Origin of the sequence: Endozoicomonas ascidiicola (assembly GCF_001646945.1) — a bacterium.
Classification (GTDB): domain Bacteria; phylum Pseudomonadota; class Gammaproteobacteria; order Pseudomonadales; family Endozoicomonadaceae; genus Endozoicomonas; species Endozoicomonas ascidiicola.
Genome location: NZ_LUTV01000002.1, coordinates 13107 through 32387 on the forward strand (window position 1 = coordinate 13107; position 19281 = coordinate 32387).

Consider the following 19281-nt stretch of genomic DNA (forward strand, 5'->3'; position numbering starts at 1 on the left):
CACTAACTGGAGAATCATAATGAAAATAAAAATTCTTTCTACGAGCCTTGCTGCTTCACTGCTTTCCAGCCATGTTATGGCCCATCAGGGAGATCATTCCGGTGGTTCTGTGATGTCATCTATCTGGCATCAAGTGACAGAACCTGACCACTTGTTGCTGGCTGGTTTAATTGCTGCGGCTATTTTTGGGGGTGTCAGAACGTATATGAAGAAGAAAAGCTGAGCCCGAAAAGAGTAATTGCACTCTTATGCAATTACTCTTGGCGTTTTACTCTACTCAGTAATGATGGTTTAGCCCCCGTTAAGGATTGCAAAGCGTTCTTAAAATCACTGGAAAGCTTTGCTGTCTGAGTATTTGTATCTTTACCGTTTAACAAACTGAGCCGCTCAATAAGGATTTTATACAACTCTCCTTCTTTATAGCCTGCCTCTGTACAGTACTGCATCAATGATCTATAAATAAACTTGTACTGCCATGATGAACCGATATCCATATCCGCAATTTCTTGATCTCTTTGAGCTTTCATGCCCGCAGTATCGCGAAAATCAATTTCCAATTTTTTCCCTTTTATCGTGGCGTCTTGCACTTCAACCCACTTTATCTTGCCTTCTTCCTCTACCCGAACAAAGTTACTCTCCTCTTGATCATTTTCCCTGGTTTCGAACAATGCCTCTGGGAAAATTTGGTTATGCACATAATCAAACGCTTTAGCTGATTTTTCCAGCCAGCGAGCACCATCATTACTTAATTTTTCATTGGCATTGCGTGATAACGATTTAGCCAAGGCTTCATAACGCCTTACTGAACCGTAGTCGCTCACCCAACGGCGCAACATATATTCCTTGAACCCTGGATCATCCTCTTTCTGAAACTCTTCGATTTTATTCTGATTGATAAATGAGCGCATCTGCTTGATAGCTCTCTCAGGGTTACACAGGTCGACGAGGCTATGTAATGTATTGTCATTGATTGCAGCTTTTTTCCCAGAGTAGCCAAAGGATAGTGCATTAATCTGGTTTACCACTTTCTCGGTTGCCTTTACCACATTACCGCGCAATATTTCAGCAACCTGAAGACCGGTATAGCGATCATGAATATCTTCCATATCCCATACTTCATTCTCGAATTGCTTAACAAGAAGACTGAATAATTTCAGCTGCTGAACAACCTTATTCAAGCTTAGTTTTCCACCTTCCAACTCTTTTGAAAAGCCATTAATGAATTGCCGGAGAACAGTGGTGTTTTCCCAAGGGAAATTGGGGGCTACATTTTGCCATTTCTGAAATTTTTTATCAGGCAGGTGAATCTTGAGGCTGGGCCTGACAACCATACTCTGCAATTTTTTGGCTAGCCTGGTCTTGGGATGCTTCCCGATATAACTCTTAACTTGGTTGTGACTTAAGTTGATTTTTCGCTGCTTCCACAAGCTTTTTGGCGTTATAAAAGGCTTGTACAAGAAGCGGTCAAATCCAGTGAGGATGACTCTATCATTCTGAAAAGTAATACTCATCGCTTAACATCCTGTTATTGCGGCTATTCCATTTATCGCTTAGCCTTTAGTCTAACTTTCTCTTAAAAATCATAATGTTATAAAAGATAGCATTAAAACTAGCACTCTTTTGCTTCTGAACACCTAACCAGCCGGTCAGCACTGCTAACAATTGACTCAGATGATAAGATCTATTCAGAAAAACCACTTTAATAACTATAGGCTATAAATAACTGAACTCAGGCTGCATCAGAGCAACACTCTTCATACAGAAAGCCAAGCAGCTGCTGAAACAACTCAATCTGCGGGATACAAAATAGCGTTCTTCCAGCCCGCACCTGACGGACAAGCCCAGCTGAGATAAGTGCCGAGAGGTGATGAGATAGTGTAGATCCGGGAATGTTCAGCTCTTTCTGCAAATCCCCTACAGAAAGCCCTGCTTCACCAGTCTTAACCAATCTTTTATAAATAGCTAAACGCGCTGAGTGACCAAGTTCTTTAAGTATTCTTGCATACATTTCAAGCTCGTTTACCGGCGACATTATGCATACTCCTAACAAAAAGGCTGGCCTTTTCAGGGCCAGCCTTTTCCTTACACATCAATAAAATCAGATAAAGGTCATCACAAAGCCAGCAGAAATCGCCATCGCAAAGATCACCACCAGGAAAGCGATAATCATTGGATTACGGAACAAACTTCTCAACAAGATAACCTCAGTCAAACTCGCACCAGCACTACCGATAATCAGAGCCATCAAAGCCCCCATACCCATCCCTTTAGCTGCCAATGCAGACGCCAGAGGAATCACAGCTTCAGCACGGATATACAGTGGCACACCAATGATCGCAGCAAATGGGATCGCCAGTGGGTTATCTGGGCCTGCGTACTGAGCAATAAAGTCCGCAGGGATAAAGCCATAAGTAAAGGCACCAATACCTACACCCAGCATCAGAATCGGGAATATCTTCTTGAACTGGCTCCAGGTTTCACCCCAAATACGACCCCAACGATCATCACTCTTAGGTTTGCTATCACCACAGGCCGTTGCACATCCGGATGCAGCAGGCGCTGGAGTGCTGTCACAACAGCTGCTTTTAGTCTCTACCGCAGGTTTGCTATCGCAACAGCTAGTCTTAGGCGCTGGTTTACTATCACAACAACTGGCTGCTGCAGCTTCACCGTAAACCACTTCTTTACGCACATAACGCTCAAAGCCCATTTTCTCCAGAATAAAGCCACCAGCCACAGAGACGGTCAGCGCAATCGCGAAGTAGATTACGGTAACCTTCATGCCGAAGGTAGCCAGCAGCAACCCCATAATGATTGGGTTCATCAGCGGCGAGGTAAACAGGAAGGTAATGGTTGGACCAAAACCTGCCCGAGCCTTCAGAAGACCCGTCAGCATAGGAATGGTTGAGCAACTGCAGAACGGCGTCAGAGCGCCCAGTAAACCCGCTGAAACGTAGCCTTTACCCCCTTTGGAACCAAGGATCTTTTGAATCTTCTCTGCCGGCATGTACTCAAGAATAACGCCAATGATAAAGCTGACGACCAAGAACAAAATGGTCAACTCACCCGCCAGAAAGATAAAGGTACCAAGGGCATTTACCAGATTCTGTGCCATGTCAGCACCGATACTGGATTCCAGAGCCGGTTTAATCACCGGGCCGATAAAATCGGTTATCTGCTGTTGTATACTCATATCAATAATTCCAGAAAAATAGAAATATAAACTTAAAAAAATCCTATGCCGACCAGTCCTTTCCACCTGTTGTGGGTAAGTACCACTGTAACCAGTGATCATCGGCTCTTAAATCTGTCGATGGGCGTATGTTAGACGCATCAAACAACAAACTCAACCATTATTCTAAAAATATGGAAATATCTTTCTTTTATCGTTTTTTGCTACCATCAAAAATCAGCTATTCAAAGCTCAAGCCCAGAGATCATGTACCTATCATCGACTGTTCAGGAAATTCGACTTGGTAAAGTCACGAGCTGGCTTTCATTACAATCCGCCATTAAGAAACACCCTATCGAGTGCTGTCAGGTCGATTTACTGGGCATTATCGGTGATGAGCAGGCCGAGTCTTTCCACGGGGGTGCAGATCGTGCACTGCTGCAATTCGATATCAGACACTACAAGACACTGGCAGAACATTTTCCGGAATCAGCCCATCTCTTTGTACCCGGTAGCTTCGGAGAAAATCTGGTCGTCAGCGGTATGAGTGAAACAACACTCTGCATCGGCGACATCGTTACCGTTGGCAGCACCGTCTTACAGGTGACACAGCCTCGAAAACCCTGCTACAAACTGAACTTGTGCTTTGAACAACCTGTTATTTCAAAATTTATTCAGGATCACGGTATGGGAGGCTGGTTCTATCGAATACTGATACCAGGCACCATTTCTGCCGGCGATACTATCACCGTAACGGAACGACCTGAACCGGAGTGGACTCTTGCCAAAGTTCAGCATTATCTGAATATTGAGTTGCTCAACGAAAAGGTTATGCAGCAACTTCTCACCGTAAATCCGCTGGCACAAAATATTAAAAACACATTCCAGAAAAGACTCGAGAGCGGAGCCATTGAAGATTGGCACCCAAGGTTGTTTACAGGCAGTTAATACAAGCTAGTTGGTAAAGGCAATCTGCTATAGTGGACGAAGGGTTCCCTTCATAGCGATACCATTGCTATGTTGCATTTCCTCCAGAGACTATAAAAATGAAGCAGCCTGCTGAAGCGTATTATGACAAACTTTCCTCTGTGTATGATCAAGCCACTTCTGTTGAAAATGCTTGGGTTGCCCCCGCTTACATGACAGAACGCATGAAAACCTTTCTTAGGCCGGATATTGATCTTCTTGAAATAGGCATTGGGACTGGACAACTTAGCGAAGAAATTCTTAAACATGAGAATAATATCAACATCACAGGTATTGATATTTCGTCTTCTATGCTGGACATCTGTGCAAAGCGTTTTCCAACTATCAAACTAATTCACGGTGAAGTTTTTGATATTGTTAACAATCAGAAAACATCTTTTCAAATCATCGCAATATGTGGAACACTGGAATTCATTGAAGACTACACGCATGCCTTTGCCGCCTGCCATTCTCTATTAAAGCCTGGAGGCCTGCTTGCCTTCACATACGAGCCAGTTATTCATAACCACCCCATTCAAAAAGAACATAAGTCTTTAACCGTCTCATCGATTGAAAGTAAATATCATGTCCCGGACTTCTATACCTATCGTAGAAGCCCGGATGAAATATCCTTAGCCTTGGAAGATAACGGGTTTTATGCTTTAGAAAACTCAGAGTTTGTGCCCTACTCAAAACAGGGAATCGATGTTATTTATCACTGCATTCTGGCAGAAAAGGATGAAAACTAAGTAGCAGAGAACCTCTATCTATTGTCGTTTATATAGGGGTTCGCTCCCGGATAAACCGGGAGCTATCATCAGGAAGCATGAGTAACCGGGAAACGATCGCGAGTACGATTAGCGTAAGCCACCAACGCCAGCATGATAGGCACTTCCACAAGAACACCCACCACTGTCGCCAGTGCTGCACCAGAGTTCAGACCAAACAGGCTGATGGCAACCGCTACCGCCAGTTCAAAGAAGTTAGACGCACCAATCATACCGCCAGGCGCCGCAACACTGTGCGGCTCTTTCCACTTATACATCCAGAAGTAGGCAATGGCGAAAATCAGCACGGTTTGAATAATCAGAGGGATCGCGATCAGCACGATATCTACAGGGTTCGCCAGAATGCGTGGCGCCTGAAAACCAAATAGCAGAACCACGGTCAGAATCAAACCGAAGATGGAAAGCGGTTTAATCTTGCTACCAAAACTCTGCAGCGCCTGCTCAGAGCGCAATGCTTTTCGGGTCAGCAACCCTGCAATCAATGGAATAACGATAAACAGAATCACGGACAGAAACAGAGTTTCCCAAGGTACGATCACATCAGTCACACCCAGCAAGAAAGCAGCAATTGGTGCAAAAGCAACGACCATGATCAGGTCATTCACTGCCACCTGAACCAGTGTGTAGTTTGCATCACCACGGGTCAGCTGACTCCAGACGAAGACCATCGCCGTACAAGGCGCAACACCCAGTAGAATCATACCGGCAATGTATTCGTTACCCAATTCTGGCGAAATCAGCCCAGTGAAATCACCAAAAATATATCGCATAAAGACAATAGCCAGCAGCGCCATAGTAAATGGCTTAATCAACCAGTTAACCGTCAGAGTCACGATCAACCCTTTTGGGCGACGATGGATGTTTTTTACCGCCGTAAAATCAATCTGCATCATCATTGGATAGATCATCAGCCAGATCAACACGGCGATCACAAAGTTGATGTTGGCATACTCCAAGCCACCCAAAGTCGTAAATACACTCGGGAACAGCGAACCACCAGCCAACCCTGCCAGCATGGCAAGTGCCACCCAGACACTTAAATAACGTTCAAATATACCCATGACAGATTACCTTCTACTCTTCTTCGAAAATCTTTCATCGAATATCGTCGAAAGACGATTTAAAGTTTTAAAAAATAACCCGGTATTGTCATCACAAGCAATGCCGGGCTGTTATCGTGCAATTTCAGCGTACAATTACAGAGAGTATAGATCCCCAAGTAACTGTCGAATTCTCTCCAATGCTTCAGGACGAAGACTGAAGCAGGTTCTGGGATGGGTCACTTTCGCATCCACCAGCCCGACTTCCCGCAATATACGCAAATGCTCTGATACTGTGGATTGCGCCAGTCCAAGTTGATCAACCAGATCAGAACCAAGACATACACGCCCAGCTAATATCTTCAGCAATCTGACTCTTGCCGGGTGCCCAAGCGCTTTGGCAAAACTGGCCAATTCTTTCTCTTCGGCTTCGTTAAACTGAATGCCGTCGAGCGTTGTAAGGCATTCAGTCATCACTAAAACCTATTGATCGTTAATTGACGATGGACGATACTCCCGATTAAAACCTAAGGCATAAGTGTTTGTGTTTTCTCGGCAGGTGGCTAGTGTAGTGAGCTGCATTTAATACAACATAAATAATCTCGCTGTGCCATTATAGGTAAGAGCATCTAAGGACGGATACTATCTATGAGAGTCGCAGCCAAGATAAGCCTGAGTGAACAGGAACAAAAACTACTAAAACGTCTATCGTCGTCAACTCAACAACCACCGGCTAAAGCCGGTGGGTTAGATTTACGGACTGAAAGTCCGGATACGCGTCCAAGACGCGTTAGTATTCAGTCCTGAAGCTATCATCTACTTTGGGCTCAAAATGATGATCCAGATACTCCTTGATCATCTCTTCAGTCACCTTTCCCGATGTGACACAAAAATAGCCTCTTGCCCAAAAATGCCTTCCCCAGTATCGCTTCTTCAAATCAGGGAAACTTTCAAACAATCTTGTAGACGACCTTTCTTTGACCCTCCTCATTATTTCACTCGGAGCCATATTCGGAGGCGCTGACACAAACAGATGTACATGATCCTTACTAATCACTCCCTTAAGAATCTCTATCTCAAATGCCTGGCACGTTTCTCTTATCAGCTCCCTGGCTCTTAAGCCAACATCTCCCTTGAGCACCTGATACCGGTACTTCGTGACAAACACAAAGTGGTACTGAATATTAAATACTGTGTGACTGCCATACCTGTAGTCCATCGCAGAACCTCTACATCCAGATAACTGCGACAAAATATCATAGCTAAAGCTGACCGGCTAAAGCCGGTGGTTTTAACCTTACGAAAGACTAATAAAGCTGGAATGGCAGGGCGCAAATAAGTGTCCCAATGTTATTGTTCATCAAGGTCGATTAGGTTTCAGCAGTCCAGAAAAAATGCATGAAAACTGGCTGGCTGCTACGACACATTGTCCGCACAGATGCAATCGGTAGCCTGTATTGTGAAGCAACCTGATAGCCAAAGGATATCGAGAGATTGAAATGATCAGGAGCTTGCAAAGTTGAACTGAATATGGGAAAGAGAACGCTTGACTCTTTCCCATTGAATGAAATACAGAAATCAAGAAGGAAGAATAATATTACCGCCCGCTTCACGGATAGCAGCAACGCTCTCTTCATCAAACTTGGTGTCAGAAATGATGCAGTCCAGATCTTCCAGACGACAGATCGTCTTCATACTGGAAGCGCCGTACTTGCTGGAATCCGCCAGCAGAACCGTCTTGTTAGCACGATCCATCATTTTACTACGAATATAGTAATGATCATTGGAAGCGGTGGTCACACCGTTATGCAGGCTCCAGCTATTGGTTGCCAGAAAAGCGATGTCCGCATTAATGCTATCCAGAAATGACAGTGCCGCCACATCAGTATGGGCTTTAGTGATCGCGCTGACATTACCACCTGTCGTATAAACCTTAACAGTGGAAGAATCAGACAACTGCAGTGCAATCTTCAGGTCTGTGGTGATGACGGTGACTTTCATCCGCATCATCAACTTAGCCAGAGCCATGGTACTGGTTCCAGAGTCGAGCAGGACGATTTGCCCTTCACGAACATGCTTCAGAGCTTCATGGGCAATGGATTTCTTTTCTTCAATATTAACTGCGTTTTTCTTTTCGTAAGGAATGTCTTCCATCAAAAAGCTTTTGGAAACGGCACCACCATAAGTCACACGCAGTTTATCTTCTTGCTCCAGAGTTCGGATGTCACGACGAATCGTCATTTGGGATACATCAAAACGCTCTGCCATTTCTTCGATATTGGCACAGCCCTTCTCTTCAACAAATGCAAGAATATGTTCGCGACGTTCAACCGGAAGCATTAGTTAGTTCCTCTTACCGATAGCCTTATAAATGATGACTGGCTGCCCGACTCTGCGGGGAATGCTGTAATCATTGGTATAACAGATGATACCAATTGCCAGTGAGTATTCGCAGATAGTGATTTCCCGTAGAACTGGTTCTTAAACCTTACCGTTTTTCAAGGTTTAGAGTAGGGAACTATTTAACACTCTCGACACAGAAGACCGCTTGAGGGGCATGATCGGCGATTATATCACCAGTTCCTCTGCGGTCTCCTGATATTTCAAAGCAGGTTACAATTTTTAACTATGCATCAGCGTCTTCTTTAATCGTGAGAATTAAACGATCTTTTTCTTTCCAGAGATCATTCACCCACTCTTGGCATTCTCCACGGAAGTCATCATCCGTACTGTAATCTTTACCAAGATAGGTTTCCGCGATGGGCTGCTTTTCGATAGTGACGCTTATGCTGTCGTGTTTACCACACAGAAAATCCCAAAACCCCGGAACGGCATCTTGATACACGATGGTGATATTAATAAGCGTTTTCAGCTGATTTCCCATAGCTCCCAACACAAAGCCAACACCACCGGCCCGTGGTTTGAGAAGATAACGGAATGATGACTGCTGTTGCTTATGTTTGGTTTCAGTGAACCGTGTGCCTTCCATAAAGTTAAACACAGAGACGGGCACATCCCGGAATTTCTCACAGGCCTTCCGGGTCGCTTTCAGGTCTTCCCCACGCTTTTCAGGATGCTTCTCCAGATATGCTTTGGAGTACCGTTTCATGAACGGAAAGTCGAGAGCCCACCAGCTAAGCCCGATCACTGGTACCCAGATCAGTTCTTTCTTCAGAAAGAATTTCAACATGGGTATTCTGCGATTCATCAAATGTTGAACAATAAATATATCCGCCCAGGATTGATGATTACAGGTCACCAGATACCAGTCATTTTTCTCCAATGACTCAAGCCCTTCTATCTGCCACTTCAATGGTCTCGTCAGTCGCATCCAACCACTGTTTACGCTGATCCAGCTTTCGGCCAGGGCAATACATATTCGAGTACACAGTTTATGCCAGGCTTTGATAGGCACCAGAAAACGACTGACGCTAAATAACAGCAAAGGCACTGAAAAAAATAGGGTGTTAATCACTAGAATCAGGGTCGAAATAACGCCCCTTAAAAAGGCAGGAAGAAATGACAACATATGGGCACACAAAGTCTTAGTTATTATTGGGTAATCGTGTTGCAACAAGGTGCCGCTATCCTGACACAGCGGGCTGCCTTCTACCATCAAATTTCAAACAACTATCAAATTTCAAGCATTTTTGGCAGATGGCGATATAAAAGGTTCAAAACCGCTTTCTTCTACAAGCAGCTCATCACATGCCACAGGATGCTTATTTTCCAGAGATTAGAGAGATCATCAGCCTCGGCGGTTTATTATTGAGACGCCTTTTTAACAAGCCTGCTTTATTTCTTCTCTTTATGATCGTTTCGCCTGTTCATAGTGCGCAGGTATTACTCAATCAAAATCAGCAACTCCCCGTTTCCTACACCTTTGGCCCTGAATGGTATCGATCTGGCAGCGAACTGATTATCCGTGGTCAAAACACCTCTATTCAGTTGGCCTCCCTGCTTATACGTATCGAGAGCAAGGAAAACAAAGAACCGTCTTCCAATGTCCAGCACTTTTCCCTTCCCGCAGGAGAGTTCCAGCTGGTAGTACCCTTTACAGGCCTACGTACCTCTAAAGGAAACGAACCTCTTCTCCAGCCCTATGCAGAGATTCGAATAGAGTCACCGGATAATCAAAACGACATCACGCTTGATCGCATAGTCATCAACACTGACAAAGCACTTCCTGAGCAAACACTGGCATTGGATTTCGGTCATTCAGGGGGGCAAATTTTCCCGAAATTCACCCTCATTGAAAAAAAGCATTACTACCTTGAAGGCACTATGAAAATGCTTCGTAGCCGTTCGGGTGACCCTTTGATTCAAGACGGAATTTCAGGCATCGATCTGGTTCAGATACCCTGGCCAGACGGCCTGTGGCGACTGAGCCTGTGGGTGCAGGACCAAGGGAGGAGGCAGTATATCCCCCATTTTCTCCAACGAACGATTACCGCCAACGACACAATAATACACCAGCACAGCCTGACTCAGGATCAGTGGATAAAAAACAACTATCTGGCAGGAAAAAAGCAGGAAGCAGTGGTTGATGGTAACCTCTGGTCACTGATTGGTCGCCGCCGGGATGGATTCATCTCAAAGCTGGTGAAGGTGAAAGACGGGCTTCTCAACATTCGACTCTACGGTGATTCGGCCAGCCGATATCTGGCAGGCCTTGTTCTGGAGCCTCCTGAAGGTCGATTTGCCGAGGGAGTTCAGGAAAATCGCCGCCACCGCTACCTGCTTCAGTGGCCTATCGTGGATGACCGTTCTGAGTCAAAACCTGTTAGTAGCGGCAATATCATCGCACTACAGGATATTAGCCAACAGATAAAAAATAATCAGGGTGAGTACCTTGCCGCTCAGAACATGATCTTGAATCTGGCTTTTGAAGTACACAGTACGCTTGATGACAGAGCACCTATGGTCGTTATTCCCCCACCACGAGCCCCTGATAAAACACCGCTGAACGTATCCCGTCGCTATGGACACTGGCGATACGAAAGACCAACCCCCGATGCAAAATCGTTGATCGTGGATGATAGTTATTTGCGATCGGATATGGAAAACATCCGTTTCTTTAAAGATCGCCCACGGAGACTCCATATTCAGGTGCATATCCCAGATAGTGTAAAACCCGGTGTGTATCACGGTGAAGTGCAAGTGTTAAGCCATGGCATCCTGCATCTGAAAAAGTACACCGTAAGGGTAATGCCTATTCTGTTACCTAAACTTGAACATCCGATCGGGCTGTATATTGAATCAGCACCGTTTTATCAATGGTTCAGCGGTATGGAGAACCGTCAGCTCAGAGCCGTTACCTGCGATTTATCTTTAATGGCCAACCATGGGTTCAGCACCGTCGCCCCCAGCTTCGCTATTCCATCCACCGATGCTGGGCGTCAGCGATTTATCAAACAACTCAATATGATTAAAAAATCAGGGTTTACTGGCACCACTCTGGCCTATTCTCCTCTGAAACAACTGGTAAACCAGAAAGGTGAAAGCAAGGCTGGTGTCGATCTACTCAATTTGAAACGGGCAATGGCGTCCATGGATTTGCCCGAAATATACTGGTCAACTTTCGAAGAACCTAATCTCGAACAAATGGATCAGGCTCGAAGCAAAACAGCACTGTTGAAACACTCTTCCCTTGGGTTTAAAACAGCCGGGCACATGAACAGCGAACATCAAAGTGAACTGGCAAAAAAAACCGACCTGATTCTCATGAGCCATGGTATGAATACATCAACCATCCGGATTCAGGTACTGAGGCAGAACAGCATGGTCTGGTTATACAACTTCCCAGATCCAAGGTTAGCTGCTGGCTTCTACCAATGGCGGGTTGGTGCCGACGGTTACCTGCAATGGCATGGTCGTATGCCGGAGGCAGACCCTTTTGATCCGACGGATGGTGAAGCGGGTGATACTATCTACCTCTATCCCGATGCTGACGATTGTCGGGCGACCCCTGATATTCACCGACGTTTTCTCGACCTCCATGAAGCCACTCTGGACTTACGCTGGTTACAATGGTTGCAGAACGACATGGCAAGTAATCAACAAGCTGTTGATCTGGTCAGAAGTTTGCAAAAACGAGTTCCGGGTGACTGGCAACAGGCTCACGACACATTATCATCTGATGAAATTCTTGAGCTGAGAGAAGACATTACTCGATTTGCCCTATCAACCGTCAGCCAACTCTCCAACCTACAACCGCCTCTGTTTAGTGACCATAAAAACACGTTACCACCAACCGATGAGCAGACATCAATTAAGAAACCAGAGCCAACTCCTCAAAGAACAGAAAACCAGGAAAAAGCCGCAAGATTATTAGAAGGGGTCTATGCCAAAGATCAGGAAATCGAAACGGAAATAACGGTAGATACGAAGTCATCATTTATCCCTCGCCCTCTACCCACGGGATTTTACCTGCAAGCTGGCAGCTTCAAAATACAGTCCAATGCTGACAGGGCGCTGGCAATGGTCAAGGCAGAAGGGTTCAATGCATATATACAGGGGGCCCTTGTGCGAGGCACTCACTTCTACAGAGTTCTCATAGGGCCTGACTTAACACTGGAAGGGGCAAACCGGTTACGAAAGAAACTCGGCCATGTACTGCCATTCATGCGTTATGCGAAAGAACCGGTGCGCATAGTAAATGACATTGAGCCACCTTTAAGTTCAAAACCCAAAATATCATCACAATATAAGAAAACGCTTCAGCTGCCCGTAACGTCGACCTCTGATAACAAAAAACCAATCAAATCTTCATCAGTGCCTTCAGTGCAGCAAAAGACAACAGAACAGACTTTAGACACAGAGATCGAATTCCTGCTCGATGAGATCGGCCTCCCCCCAGAGCCAGGCTCCACCCCCCCTGATAATGACGTAATAACCGACATGGCCATTGAGCCTAACAGCACGATCAAAAACGAGCCACTATACGAAGTTGGCTCTTTTATGTGGCAAGTGCAGGAAATTAGCGATCAAATCATACAGACTCTAAGCCCTGTGATTGACCCGATCGCCAAATACCTGAACCGCGAGCTGCCGCCCCATAAATCAGGCTACCTTTCTTATGATGAAAGTCTAAATGCACACAGTAAACTTCCATGGCTGAATAATAGCGAACCCCTTCCACATAACTACTATCGGTTAGATGAATTGCGGACTCTGCAATACCAACTCCATGTTCATAAAATTGATATTCATATACAAAAAGCAATCAGCATAACGGTGCCGCACATTCATCATCTGATCGATAAAACTAAAGAGCATTTCAACTCATTTGCGGAAGATGAACCGTCAGAAGACTCAGAGGGCAATGAAGCGACGCCAGAAGGTAACCACTCCGCAGAAAACTAAATTGACTGTTCTTGAGCATTAGAACATCAGAGCACCTGCACTTTCTGTCACGCAGATTCGGTTTTATCCAGATTAAACCGCTCTCGATAAGGACAAGCCGCTCGTTTTTGAGATATCAACCGAATAGGGTTAAGCAAAAACTTTCCTTAATATCCGCCCCATCTTTGATCGTATAAATGGATTGAATCTATGAACAAATTCATCGCATTGGTTCTGTTGAGCCTGATGAGCTTCAACGTCATGGCTGGCGACTGGAAAAAACTCGGCGAGCGTCGTGTATCTTTCAGCAGTGACCGGGATGTCATCCACGTCAGTGCTCTGAGAGGCAAATTCGACGCTATCGCATTCTCCGTTGGTAAAGCACCTATTTATCTGAGCAAGATCAAAATCTATTTCGGTAACGGTCAAACCCAGAGCCTGCACATCAACAAGCGCCTGGAAAAGGGCAAGCGCTCCGTTCCATATCGTCTGCTGGGTGGTGATCGCGTTATCAACAAAGTTGAAATGAACTACCGCACAGCTATCGGCGGCCACAAGTACGCTGAAATGAATATCTTCGGTAGACGCGATTAATGTCGTGACTTCTCAAAAGGCGCCTGGTGCGCCTTTTTTGTTGCCGATTCACACCTACTTACCGTTTTCATTCTGACCGTTTTCAACCTGATTTATTCCCTTTCCAGCCTTTAAGCGCATAAACGCAGCAAATTTTTCATTTCTGTCTATCTTTACAACTCTCGGTTCGGTGACAGGTAATAGAAATCAATGCTACGAACGGCCGTCGTGGGTACTGGCTACCTTGGAAAATTCCACGCAGAAAAATACGCCCACTTACCTTCCAGTCAATTGATTGGGGTTGCTGATATTAATGAAGACTGCGGACAAAAAGTCGCTAGCCAATGCAACACTCGTTATTTCAAAAATCACCAGAGCCTCATTGGGCAGGTGGATGCCGTTAGCATTGTTGTTCCCACCTCCCACCACCACGCGGTTACGCGAGACTTTCTTAATGCAGGCATTCATGTCTTAGTGGAGAAACCCATCGCCAACAGCGTTTCTCAGGCGGAAGAGATGATCGCCCTGGCGAAAAAAAACCAGGTTATTTTGCAGGTCGGTTTTCTGGAGCGCTATAACGCCGCATTGAACAGTGTAACCAGTAAAGTGTCGTCACCACTGTTCATTGAGTCCCATCGCCTATCGCCATTCAAACCAAGATCCATGGACATTGATGTGATTATGGATTTGATGATTCATGATCTCGACATCATTCTTAACCTTGTTAACTCACCTCTGTCGGATATTGCAGCTAACGGCAGCTCTGTCCTTTCCAACTCGGTGGACATTGCTCAAGCACGCCTGACCTTTGACAGTGGTTGTGTGGCAAACGTGACCGCCAGTCGTATAAGTCAGAAAAGCAAACGTAAGATGCAAATATTTCAGGAGAATTCCTGCATTTGTGTGGATTTTCAAGCATTGAAGGTCAGTCATTTCTCTAAAGAGTCACAAAAATACCATTCAGGCATTCCAGAGATTCAATGCTCTGAACAATGCTATCAAGGGCATGACTCACTTCAGTCAGAAATTGAAGATTTTCTCGATTGCATTCTAGAGTCCAGCTCACCAAAAGTCAGTGGTGAGGATGGCCGGGATGCTTTGCAGGCTGCTCATCGGATTTCCAACATCATTGCCAGGTAAACTATGAACAACATCCCCATGGTGGATATTCAGTTATGGCACAAAACCCTGCAGTCAGAGCTGGAGGAGAAAGCCATCAGCGTTTTGCGCAGCGGACGTTTCATCATGGGAGAAGAAGTTGAAGCGTTTGAAAAAGAAGCGGCCAACTACCTTGGAGCCCGGCACGCAATCAGTTGCGCCAACGGTACCGATGCCTTGATTCTTGCACTTCATGCAGCAGGCATTGGCCCTGGCGATGAAGTACTCACCACCGGATTCACTTTTTTTGCCACGGCGGAAGCCATTCTCCGTGTTGGAGCAAAGCCGGTTCTGGTAGATATTGACTCCCAAACCTTCAATATTGATCCTGTTGAGCTTGAAAGAAGCATCACCTCCCACTGTAAAGCAGTCATTGTCGTTCATCTATTCGGCCTGCCAGCACCCATGGACGCAATTAGGGCCGTCTGTGATCGTCATGCCTTGTTAATACTGGAAGACTGCGCACAATCCTTTGGCGCGGCTTACGGATCCAGGAAAACCGGATGTCATGGCCTACTGGGTGCTTTCAGCTTTTTCCCCAGCAAAAATCTGGGAGGCTTTGGTGATGGAGGGCTGGTAATAACTCAGGACCATCAAACAGCTGAAACGATCCAGATGCTTAGAAACCACGGCAGCAATTATCAGTATCACCACGAATGCACAGGTTACAATAGTCGTTTAGATGCCATTCAGGCTGCCATGCTGAGGGTGAAGCTCAAATACATTGATCAGTTTAATAATCAACGCAGACAGGTTGCCCAATGGTACGGGGAATATTTACAGAAGAGTGAAGTGATTTGCCCTATCGATACGCCGGAGCATGTCTACCACCAATATACCGTCGTATTGCCAGCGCGCAGGGATACCATTAAAAAGAAACTCGCCAATAAAGGCATTGCCAGTGCCATCTACTATCCAATGCCATTGAATAAACAGAAAGCTTTAAGTTCCACCGAAGAAGACTATGAACTGCCAGTCTGCGAACAACTGTCCGAACACTGTCTTTCTCTACCGATCTTTCCCGGCATGACCGAAGAGCAGGTAAAACAAGTCGCTGATGCACTGATCGCCGCTATGTAAACAAGGCATATGTTGTATGCCTTGTTACTTTATTTTTTCAGGCAACAGCAAGCTGCTTCAGGGCTTCAAACTTCTCCAGCTGCTCTGGGAAGAAGTTCTTTTCTTTATCTCTACGCAGGTAAACTTTAAACAACATGCGTCCAGTTTTACTCAGGAACTGAACAGAACGAGTATCCACACCATGGAATGGCTTACTGACCAAAGCGATGGTTTCTACATTATCCACTTTTAAATGGCCTTTCAGTGGTGAACGCTTGTCGCTTAAGTTGTAATACCCAAACTTCTCACCGCCTTTCGGGAAGTGCCCCACCATTTCAAAAATAGAACCATCCACATCAATAACCAGCGTCAGTTCACCCCAGGTTTTGATATCTCGCAGTACATCCAGATAATGCCTGGCATCAATCAATGTCACCAGGTCGGCCGGCATTGCCTGAATCACTGCCAGCTCACCGACGTTTAACTGCCTCGCCATTTCCGCTGGCAGAATGGCTGGGTTTTCGGACAAAATATCCTGAACTTGTTTCACCAGAGTCATGCAGCTCTCTCCGTAGTTTGTCCATCTAATGGGTATTGTTTCAGAAAATCGATCAGTGCCTGATGCATGGTCACGTTCCAGAACTGACCCGGAAGCGTCAGATCGAGAATACCGTCATGAATCGTGGTCAGACCATTTTCCTGCCAGGCTTCAAACAATGGCATACAGTGCTCGCTCATGCCGGCACCACCGGTCTGATCCAGTTTGGCAATCTCCAACCAGCCGCGATCAAAACCAGACCCCATAACACTGAACAGTGCTTTGTTGCCGGTAGCCTTACTCATCATCATGATGGGCTTGTGACCCGCATCGATGGCTTCGTAATACGCTGGCAAAGTGCGCAGGCTCATGGCGTTATGGCCGGCAAAATTTCCACCAGCGCCAGAACCGAAAGGCATAATCTCAGCGCCGGATTTAACGCCATGGTTGTAGATATTGCGTTCACGAAGATCTCTGCCCCAATGGCTGACACTCAATCGACCCACTTTATGATCACTCAAGGTCGCAACACCCAGTCGGAACATCTCCGCTCTTTCTGGTGATGTGGCAGGCTCCGGCATCGAACCATTTTCAATGGACTGCTTCATACGACTAGAGCCCAACAAAATAAGCTGGTACAAATCCACACCATGCGCTTTGGACTGCAAAAAGGTGTGCAGATCTTTTTCCCAGTCACCCAAAGTCTGGCCCGGCAGGCCAAACATCAAATCAATAACCACTGCCGCATTGTTCAGGCTGTTAAAATAATCCAGCCTTTCCAGCAGAAATTCACCGGAATCAATGCGGCTCATACGACGACGTAATGTCGTATTAAAACTTTGGGCGCCTAAAGAAAAACGATTAAAGCCAGCCTCAAGACAAGCCTGTACTTTGTCATTATCAAAGCCATGGAAGCGGCCTTCAAAGGTCATCTCAACATCATTGGCCAAAGGCAGGGATTCACGGATTGCATTACCCAGTCGCACGATATGCTCTGGCTGCAGATCTGTTGGTGTACCGCCGCCAAAATAGACACCGTGGAACAGGCCACTCTGAGTCCAGGCATCATGGGCAGACATCCGGATTTCTTTTTCCAGATAATCCACATAACGGTTCACTTCATCTTTCTTGGTCGTGTTCTGAAAAAAACCGCAATAGGAGCAGTGAGTCCGACAAAATGGAATGTGGATATAAGCCAGCCTTTTTCCTGGAGAAAGTGTCTCAGGAAGCGCAGGTGTATCCATCAGTTTGCGATAAACCGCCTGAGTCTGATCAGCAGGCACTGGAATCGAGCCACTGCTGGTATGAGCAGACTTCTTACCCGCAAAGGCAAACTTCAGAGGATCAGGCGACGAGATCCCGGTCAGCTCGGGACTCAGAGAGTGTATGGCAGACATAATGTGAATATTTAAACCTGAAAATGAGAATCTCTATTATTCTCACTTCAGAAGCGCTCTACAATTGATACAGATCAACAAATTTCGGCCTCGGAAATTCGGTTTATCACTACCGCTATTCGCTATTCGCTTTTGCCTACAGCACAACCTGAAACAAAATACCAATAATAAACCAAAACTCACTTGAAACCATCGGTTTTATTTTGGTTTTGGCTTAACCGGTTTTCTGAGCACCTCTTCCTCCTCGTCAAGAGACGTCTTGGTATGGAGTCTGTCGGCTAACTCGACTGGTTTTTGGTTAATCTGCACGCAGAAGGCTTTGACATTCTTCACCAGTTCATCTTGGGTGCTATGACAATAATGATAAGTTACCTCCTCTCTCAACCAACGCCAAAGAGCCTCAACTGGCATAAAATCAGGACTGTACGGAGGTAGCCAGACTAGCTCTATTTTTAGATTTTTTGCAGCCTTGCAGACGTCAAATGACCGATGATAGGACGCACCATCCCAAATAACAGTAATTTGTCGTTCAAGATTCTCCTGTCGAATACGCTCCAGAACATTCACAGTATGTTGTGAATTGCCTTTGGGGTATGGCCAAATCCTAACCTGGCCCTCGTTGTAGTAATAAATCCCGTAAAACGTGACTTTGGATAGCCCTGGAGAGCAAGAAGACACAAAGAGTCTACCGCCTTTAGCTGACCACCCACTACCGATATCCGTATCCTGATGAATGTGCGCTTCGTCAATATAAACGATCAGTTTTTCTTGCCTGGTTGCCTGCTGAAGTAACGGCTCAAGCTGCTTCAGATAGTCTGCTCTTTTTTCAGGATCGGCACGATTCAGGAGCTTCTTCGCCTTTTTCCAGGAGATATTATTCCTTTTCAAAACACGGCGAATAGTTTCCCGGGAGCAAGTAAAGTTCCATTTCACCTTGCACCAGTTTACTAACCTTTTAAGAGTCCAGCGAGGGAGTGACGACTTTTCAGCATTTGCAGCGGCTTCAGCCGAACGGTGGATGGCTTGAGTGATGATTGAGGTAACGGTTAGACAAAAGGGGGGTGCCCGCCTGTACGCTTATACTGGAGAGCTTTTGGGCCGAATTCATTATAAGCTTTGATCCATTTCCACAAGGTGTGTGTTGCGCGTTTGGTGCTGAAGGCCACCTGTGAAGCGGATTGCTCACAACAGACTTGATAAAGGGCCATAAAGCGTTCGCGCGTCCTATGGTGAGGTTCTGATAATC

At 45.7% G+C, this 19281-nt stretch carries 18 protein-coding genes; 7 read left to right on the forward strand and 11 right to left on the reverse strand.

Features of this window, described 5'->3' with window-relative positions:
* Positions 1 to 19 precede the first annotated feature (19 nt).
* Entirely contained in the window at positions 20 to 223 is a 204-nt protein-coding gene (locus AKL11_RS04205) for a hypothetical protein (protein WP_067515398.1), read from the forward strand.
* Between the two features lie 31 nt (positions 224 to 254).
* Here AKL11_RS04205 and AKL11_RS04210 read toward each other — a convergent pair whose 3' ends face one another.
* The 3 genes from AKL11_RS04210 to AKL11_RS04220 all read right to left on the reverse strand — a co-directional run bounded on the left by AKL11_RS04210 (position 255) and on the right by AKL11_RS04220 (position 3193).
* A complete protein-coding gene (locus AKL11_RS04210) occupies positions 255 to 1511 on the reverse strand; it encodes a hypothetical protein (RefSeq protein WP_067515399.1) in 1257 nt (418 codons plus the stop codon).
* A gap of 218 nt (positions 1512 to 1729) precedes the next feature.
* Positions 1730 to 2032, reverse strand: coding sequence for an ArsR/SmtB family transcription factor (locus AKL11_RS04215; RefSeq protein WP_067515400.1), 303 nt, complete (start codon positions 2030 to 2032; stop codon positions 1730 to 1732).
* Positions 2033 to 2098: 66 nt separating this feature from the next.
* Entirely contained in the window at positions 2099 to 3193 is a 1095-nt protein-coding gene (locus AKL11_RS04220) for a permease (protein ID WP_095210167.1), read from the reverse strand.
* Between the two features lie 246 nt (positions 3194 to 3439).
* On the opposite strand from AKL11_RS04220, the gene AKL11_RS04225 reads away from it, so the two are divergent.
* Together AKL11_RS04225 and AKL11_RS04230 are read left to right on the forward strand one after the other, a co-directional pair.
* The gene (locus AKL11_RS04225) at positions 3440 to 4120 is read left to right on the forward strand and encodes an MOSC domain-containing protein (RefSeq protein ID WP_067515401.1); all 681 of its coding nucleotides are present in this window, start codon (positions 3440 to 3442) and stop codon (positions 4118 to 4120) included.
* Between the two features lie 98 nt (positions 4121 to 4218).
* Entirely contained in the window at positions 4219 to 4887 is a 669-nt protein-coding gene (locus AKL11_RS04230) for a class I SAM-dependent DNA methyltransferase (protein ID WP_067515402.1), read from the forward strand.
* Between the two features lie 68 nt (positions 4888 to 4955).
* On the opposite strand, the gene arsB is transcribed toward AKL11_RS04230, so the two are convergent.
* From arsB to yihG, 5 genes are all read right to left on the reverse strand, one after another.
* On the reverse strand, positions 4956 to 5987 hold the full coding sequence (gene arsB / locus AKL11_RS04235) for an ACR3 family arsenite efflux transporter (protein WP_067515403.1): 1032 nt from the start codon (positions 5985 to 5987) through the stop codon (positions 4956 to 4958).
* Positions 5988 to 6122: 135 nt separating this feature from the next.
* The gene (locus tag AKL11_RS04240) at positions 6123 to 6440 is read right to left on the reverse strand and encodes an ArsR/SmtB family transcription factor (protein ID WP_067515404.1); all 318 of its coding nucleotides are present in this window, start codon (positions 6438 to 6440) and stop codon (positions 6123 to 6125) included.
* A 316-nt stretch (positions 6441 to 6756) separates the two neighbouring features.
* A complete protein-coding gene (gene tnpA, locus AKL11_RS04245) occupies positions 6757 to 7185 on the reverse strand; it encodes an IS200/IS605 family transposase (RefSeq protein WP_067515405.1) in 429 nt (142 codons plus the stop codon).
* Positions 7186 to 7544: 359 nt separating this feature from the next.
* Entirely contained in the window at positions 7545 to 8306 is a 762-nt protein-coding gene (locus AKL11_RS04250; protein ID WP_067515406.1) for a DeoR/GlpR family DNA-binding transcription regulator, read from the reverse strand.
* Positions 8307 to 8592: 286 nt separating this feature from the next.
* Positions 8593 to 9495 carry a 1-acylglycerol-3-phosphate O-acyltransferase, YihG family gene (gene yihG, locus AKL11_RS04255; protein WP_067515407.1) on the reverse strand — a complete coding sequence of 301 codons (903 nt, stop codon included), beginning with the start codon at positions 9493 to 9495 and terminating at the stop codon, positions 8593 to 8595.
* A gap of 179 nt (positions 9496 to 9674) precedes the next feature.
* Between yihG and AKL11_RS04260 the strand changes: the two genes are divergently transcribed.
* The 4 genes from AKL11_RS04260 to AKL11_RS04275 all read left to right on the forward strand — a co-directional run bounded on the left by AKL11_RS04260 (position 9675) and on the right by AKL11_RS04275 (position 16121).
* Positions 9675 to 13331, forward strand: coding sequence for an SPOR domain-containing protein (locus tag AKL11_RS04260; RefSeq protein ID WP_067515408.1), 3657 nt, complete (start codon positions 9675 to 9677; stop codon positions 13329 to 13331).
* A 189-nt stretch (positions 13332 to 13520) separates the two neighbouring features.
* Complete coding sequence (locus AKL11_RS04265) at positions 13521 to 13904, forward strand: DUF2541 family protein (protein ID WP_067515409.1); 384 nt, start codon at positions 13521 to 13523, stop codon at positions 13902 to 13904.
* A 189-nt stretch (positions 13905 to 14093) separates the two neighbouring features.
* A complete protein-coding gene (locus tag AKL11_RS04270) occupies positions 14094 to 15023 on the forward strand; it encodes a Gfo/Idh/MocA family protein (RefSeq protein ID WP_067515410.1) in 930 nt (309 codons plus the stop codon).
* 3 nt (positions 15024 to 15026) lie between these two features.
* Positions 15027 to 16121: a DegT/DnrJ/EryC1/StrS family aminotransferase gene (locus AKL11_RS04275; RefSeq protein WP_067515411.1), complete on the forward strand. Its 1095-nt coding sequence runs from the start codon at positions 15027 to 15029 to the stop codon at positions 16119 to 16121.
* 37 nt (positions 16122 to 16158) lie between these two features.
* On the opposite strand, the gene hutX is transcribed toward AKL11_RS04275, so the two are convergent.
* The 3 genes from hutX to AKL11_RS04290 form a co-directional block, all read right to left on the reverse strand.
* Positions 16159 to 16659 carry a heme utilization cystosolic carrier protein HutX gene (gene hutX, locus AKL11_RS04280; protein ID WP_067515412.1) on the reverse strand — a complete coding sequence of 167 codons (501 nt, stop codon included), beginning with the start codon at positions 16657 to 16659 and terminating at the stop codon, positions 16159 to 16161.
* Positions 16656 to 18035, reverse strand: coding sequence for a heme anaerobic degradation radical SAM methyltransferase ChuW/HutW (hutW, locus tag AKL11_RS04285; RefSeq protein WP_067515413.1), 1380 nt, complete (start codon positions 18033 to 18035; stop codon positions 16656 to 16658). The genes hutX and hutW overlap by 4 nt, the downstream gene beginning before the upstream one ends.
* A 198-nt stretch (positions 18036 to 18233) precedes the next feature.
* The gene (locus AKL11_RS04290; protein ID WP_157673457.1) at positions 18234 to 19070 is read right to left on the reverse strand and encodes an IS630 family transposase; all 837 of its coding nucleotides are present in this window, start codon (positions 19068 to 19070) and stop codon (positions 18234 to 18236) included.
* Positions 19071 to 19281 lie beyond the last annotated feature (211 nt).

What these genes read in the sequence shown, in the direction of transcription:
- AKL11_RS04205 (WP_067515398.1), top strand. Translation starts at nt 20, where the DNA reads ATGAAAATAAAAATTCTTTCTACGAGCCTTGCTGCTTCACTGCTTTCC.
- AKL11_RS04210 (WP_067515399.1), bottom strand. Translation starts at nt 1,511, where the DNA reads ATGAGTATTACTTTTCAGAATGATAGAGTCATCCTCACTGGATTTGAC.
- AKL11_RS04215 (WP_067515400.1), bottom strand. Translation starts at nt 2,032, where the DNA reads ATGTCGCCGGTAAACGAGCTTGAAATGTATGCAAGAATACTTAAAGAA.
- AKL11_RS04220 (WP_095210167.1), bottom strand. Translation starts at nt 3,193, where the DNA reads ATGAGTATACAACAGCAGATAACCGATTTTATCGGCCCGGTGATTAAA.
- AKL11_RS04225 (WP_067515401.1), top strand. Translation starts at nt 3,440, where the DNA reads ATGTACCTATCATCGACTGTTCAGGAAATTCGACTTGGTAAAGTCACG.
- AKL11_RS04230 (WP_067515402.1), top strand. Translation starts at nt 4,219, where the DNA reads ATGAAGCAGCCTGCTGAAGCGTATTATGACAAACTTTCCTCTGTGTAT.
- arsB (WP_067515403.1), bottom strand. Translation starts at nt 5,987, where the DNA reads ATGGGTATATTTGAACGTTATTTAAGTGTCTGGGTGGCACTTGCCATG.
- AKL11_RS04240 (WP_067515404.1), bottom strand. Translation starts at nt 6,440, where the DNA reads ATGACTGAATGCCTTACAACGCTCGACGGCATTCAGTTTAACGAAGCC.
- tnpA (WP_067515405.1), bottom strand. Translation starts at nt 7,185, where the DNA reads ATGGACTACAGGTATGGCAGTCACACAGTATTTAATATTCAGTACCAC.
- AKL11_RS04250 (WP_067515406.1), bottom strand. Translation starts at nt 8,306, where the DNA reads ATGCTTCCGGTTGAACGTCGCGAACATATTCTTGCATTTGTTGAAGAG.
- yihG (WP_067515407.1), bottom strand. Translation starts at nt 9,495, where the DNA reads ATGTTGTCATTTCTTCCTGCCTTTTTAAGGGGCGTTATTTCGACCCTG.
- AKL11_RS04260 (WP_067515408.1), top strand. Translation starts at nt 9,675, where the DNA reads ATGCCACAGGATGCTTATTTTCCAGAGATTAGAGAGATCATCAGCCTC.
- AKL11_RS04265 (WP_067515409.1), top strand. Translation starts at nt 13,521, where the DNA reads ATGAACAAATTCATCGCATTGGTTCTGTTGAGCCTGATGAGCTTCAAC.
- AKL11_RS04270 (WP_067515410.1), top strand. Translation starts at nt 14,094, where the DNA reads ATGCTACGAACGGCCGTCGTGGGTACTGGCTACCTTGGAAAATTCCAC.
- AKL11_RS04275 (WP_067515411.1), top strand. Translation starts at nt 15,027, where the DNA reads ATGAACAACATCCCCATGGTGGATATTCAGTTATGGCACAAAACCCTG.
- hutX (WP_067515412.1), bottom strand. Translation starts at nt 16,659, where the DNA reads ATGACTCTGGTGAAACAAGTTCAGGATATTTTGTCCGAAAACCCAGCC.
- hutW (WP_067515413.1), bottom strand. Translation starts at nt 18,035, where the DNA reads ATGTCTGCCATACACTCTCTGAGTCCCGAGCTGACCGGGATCTCGTCG.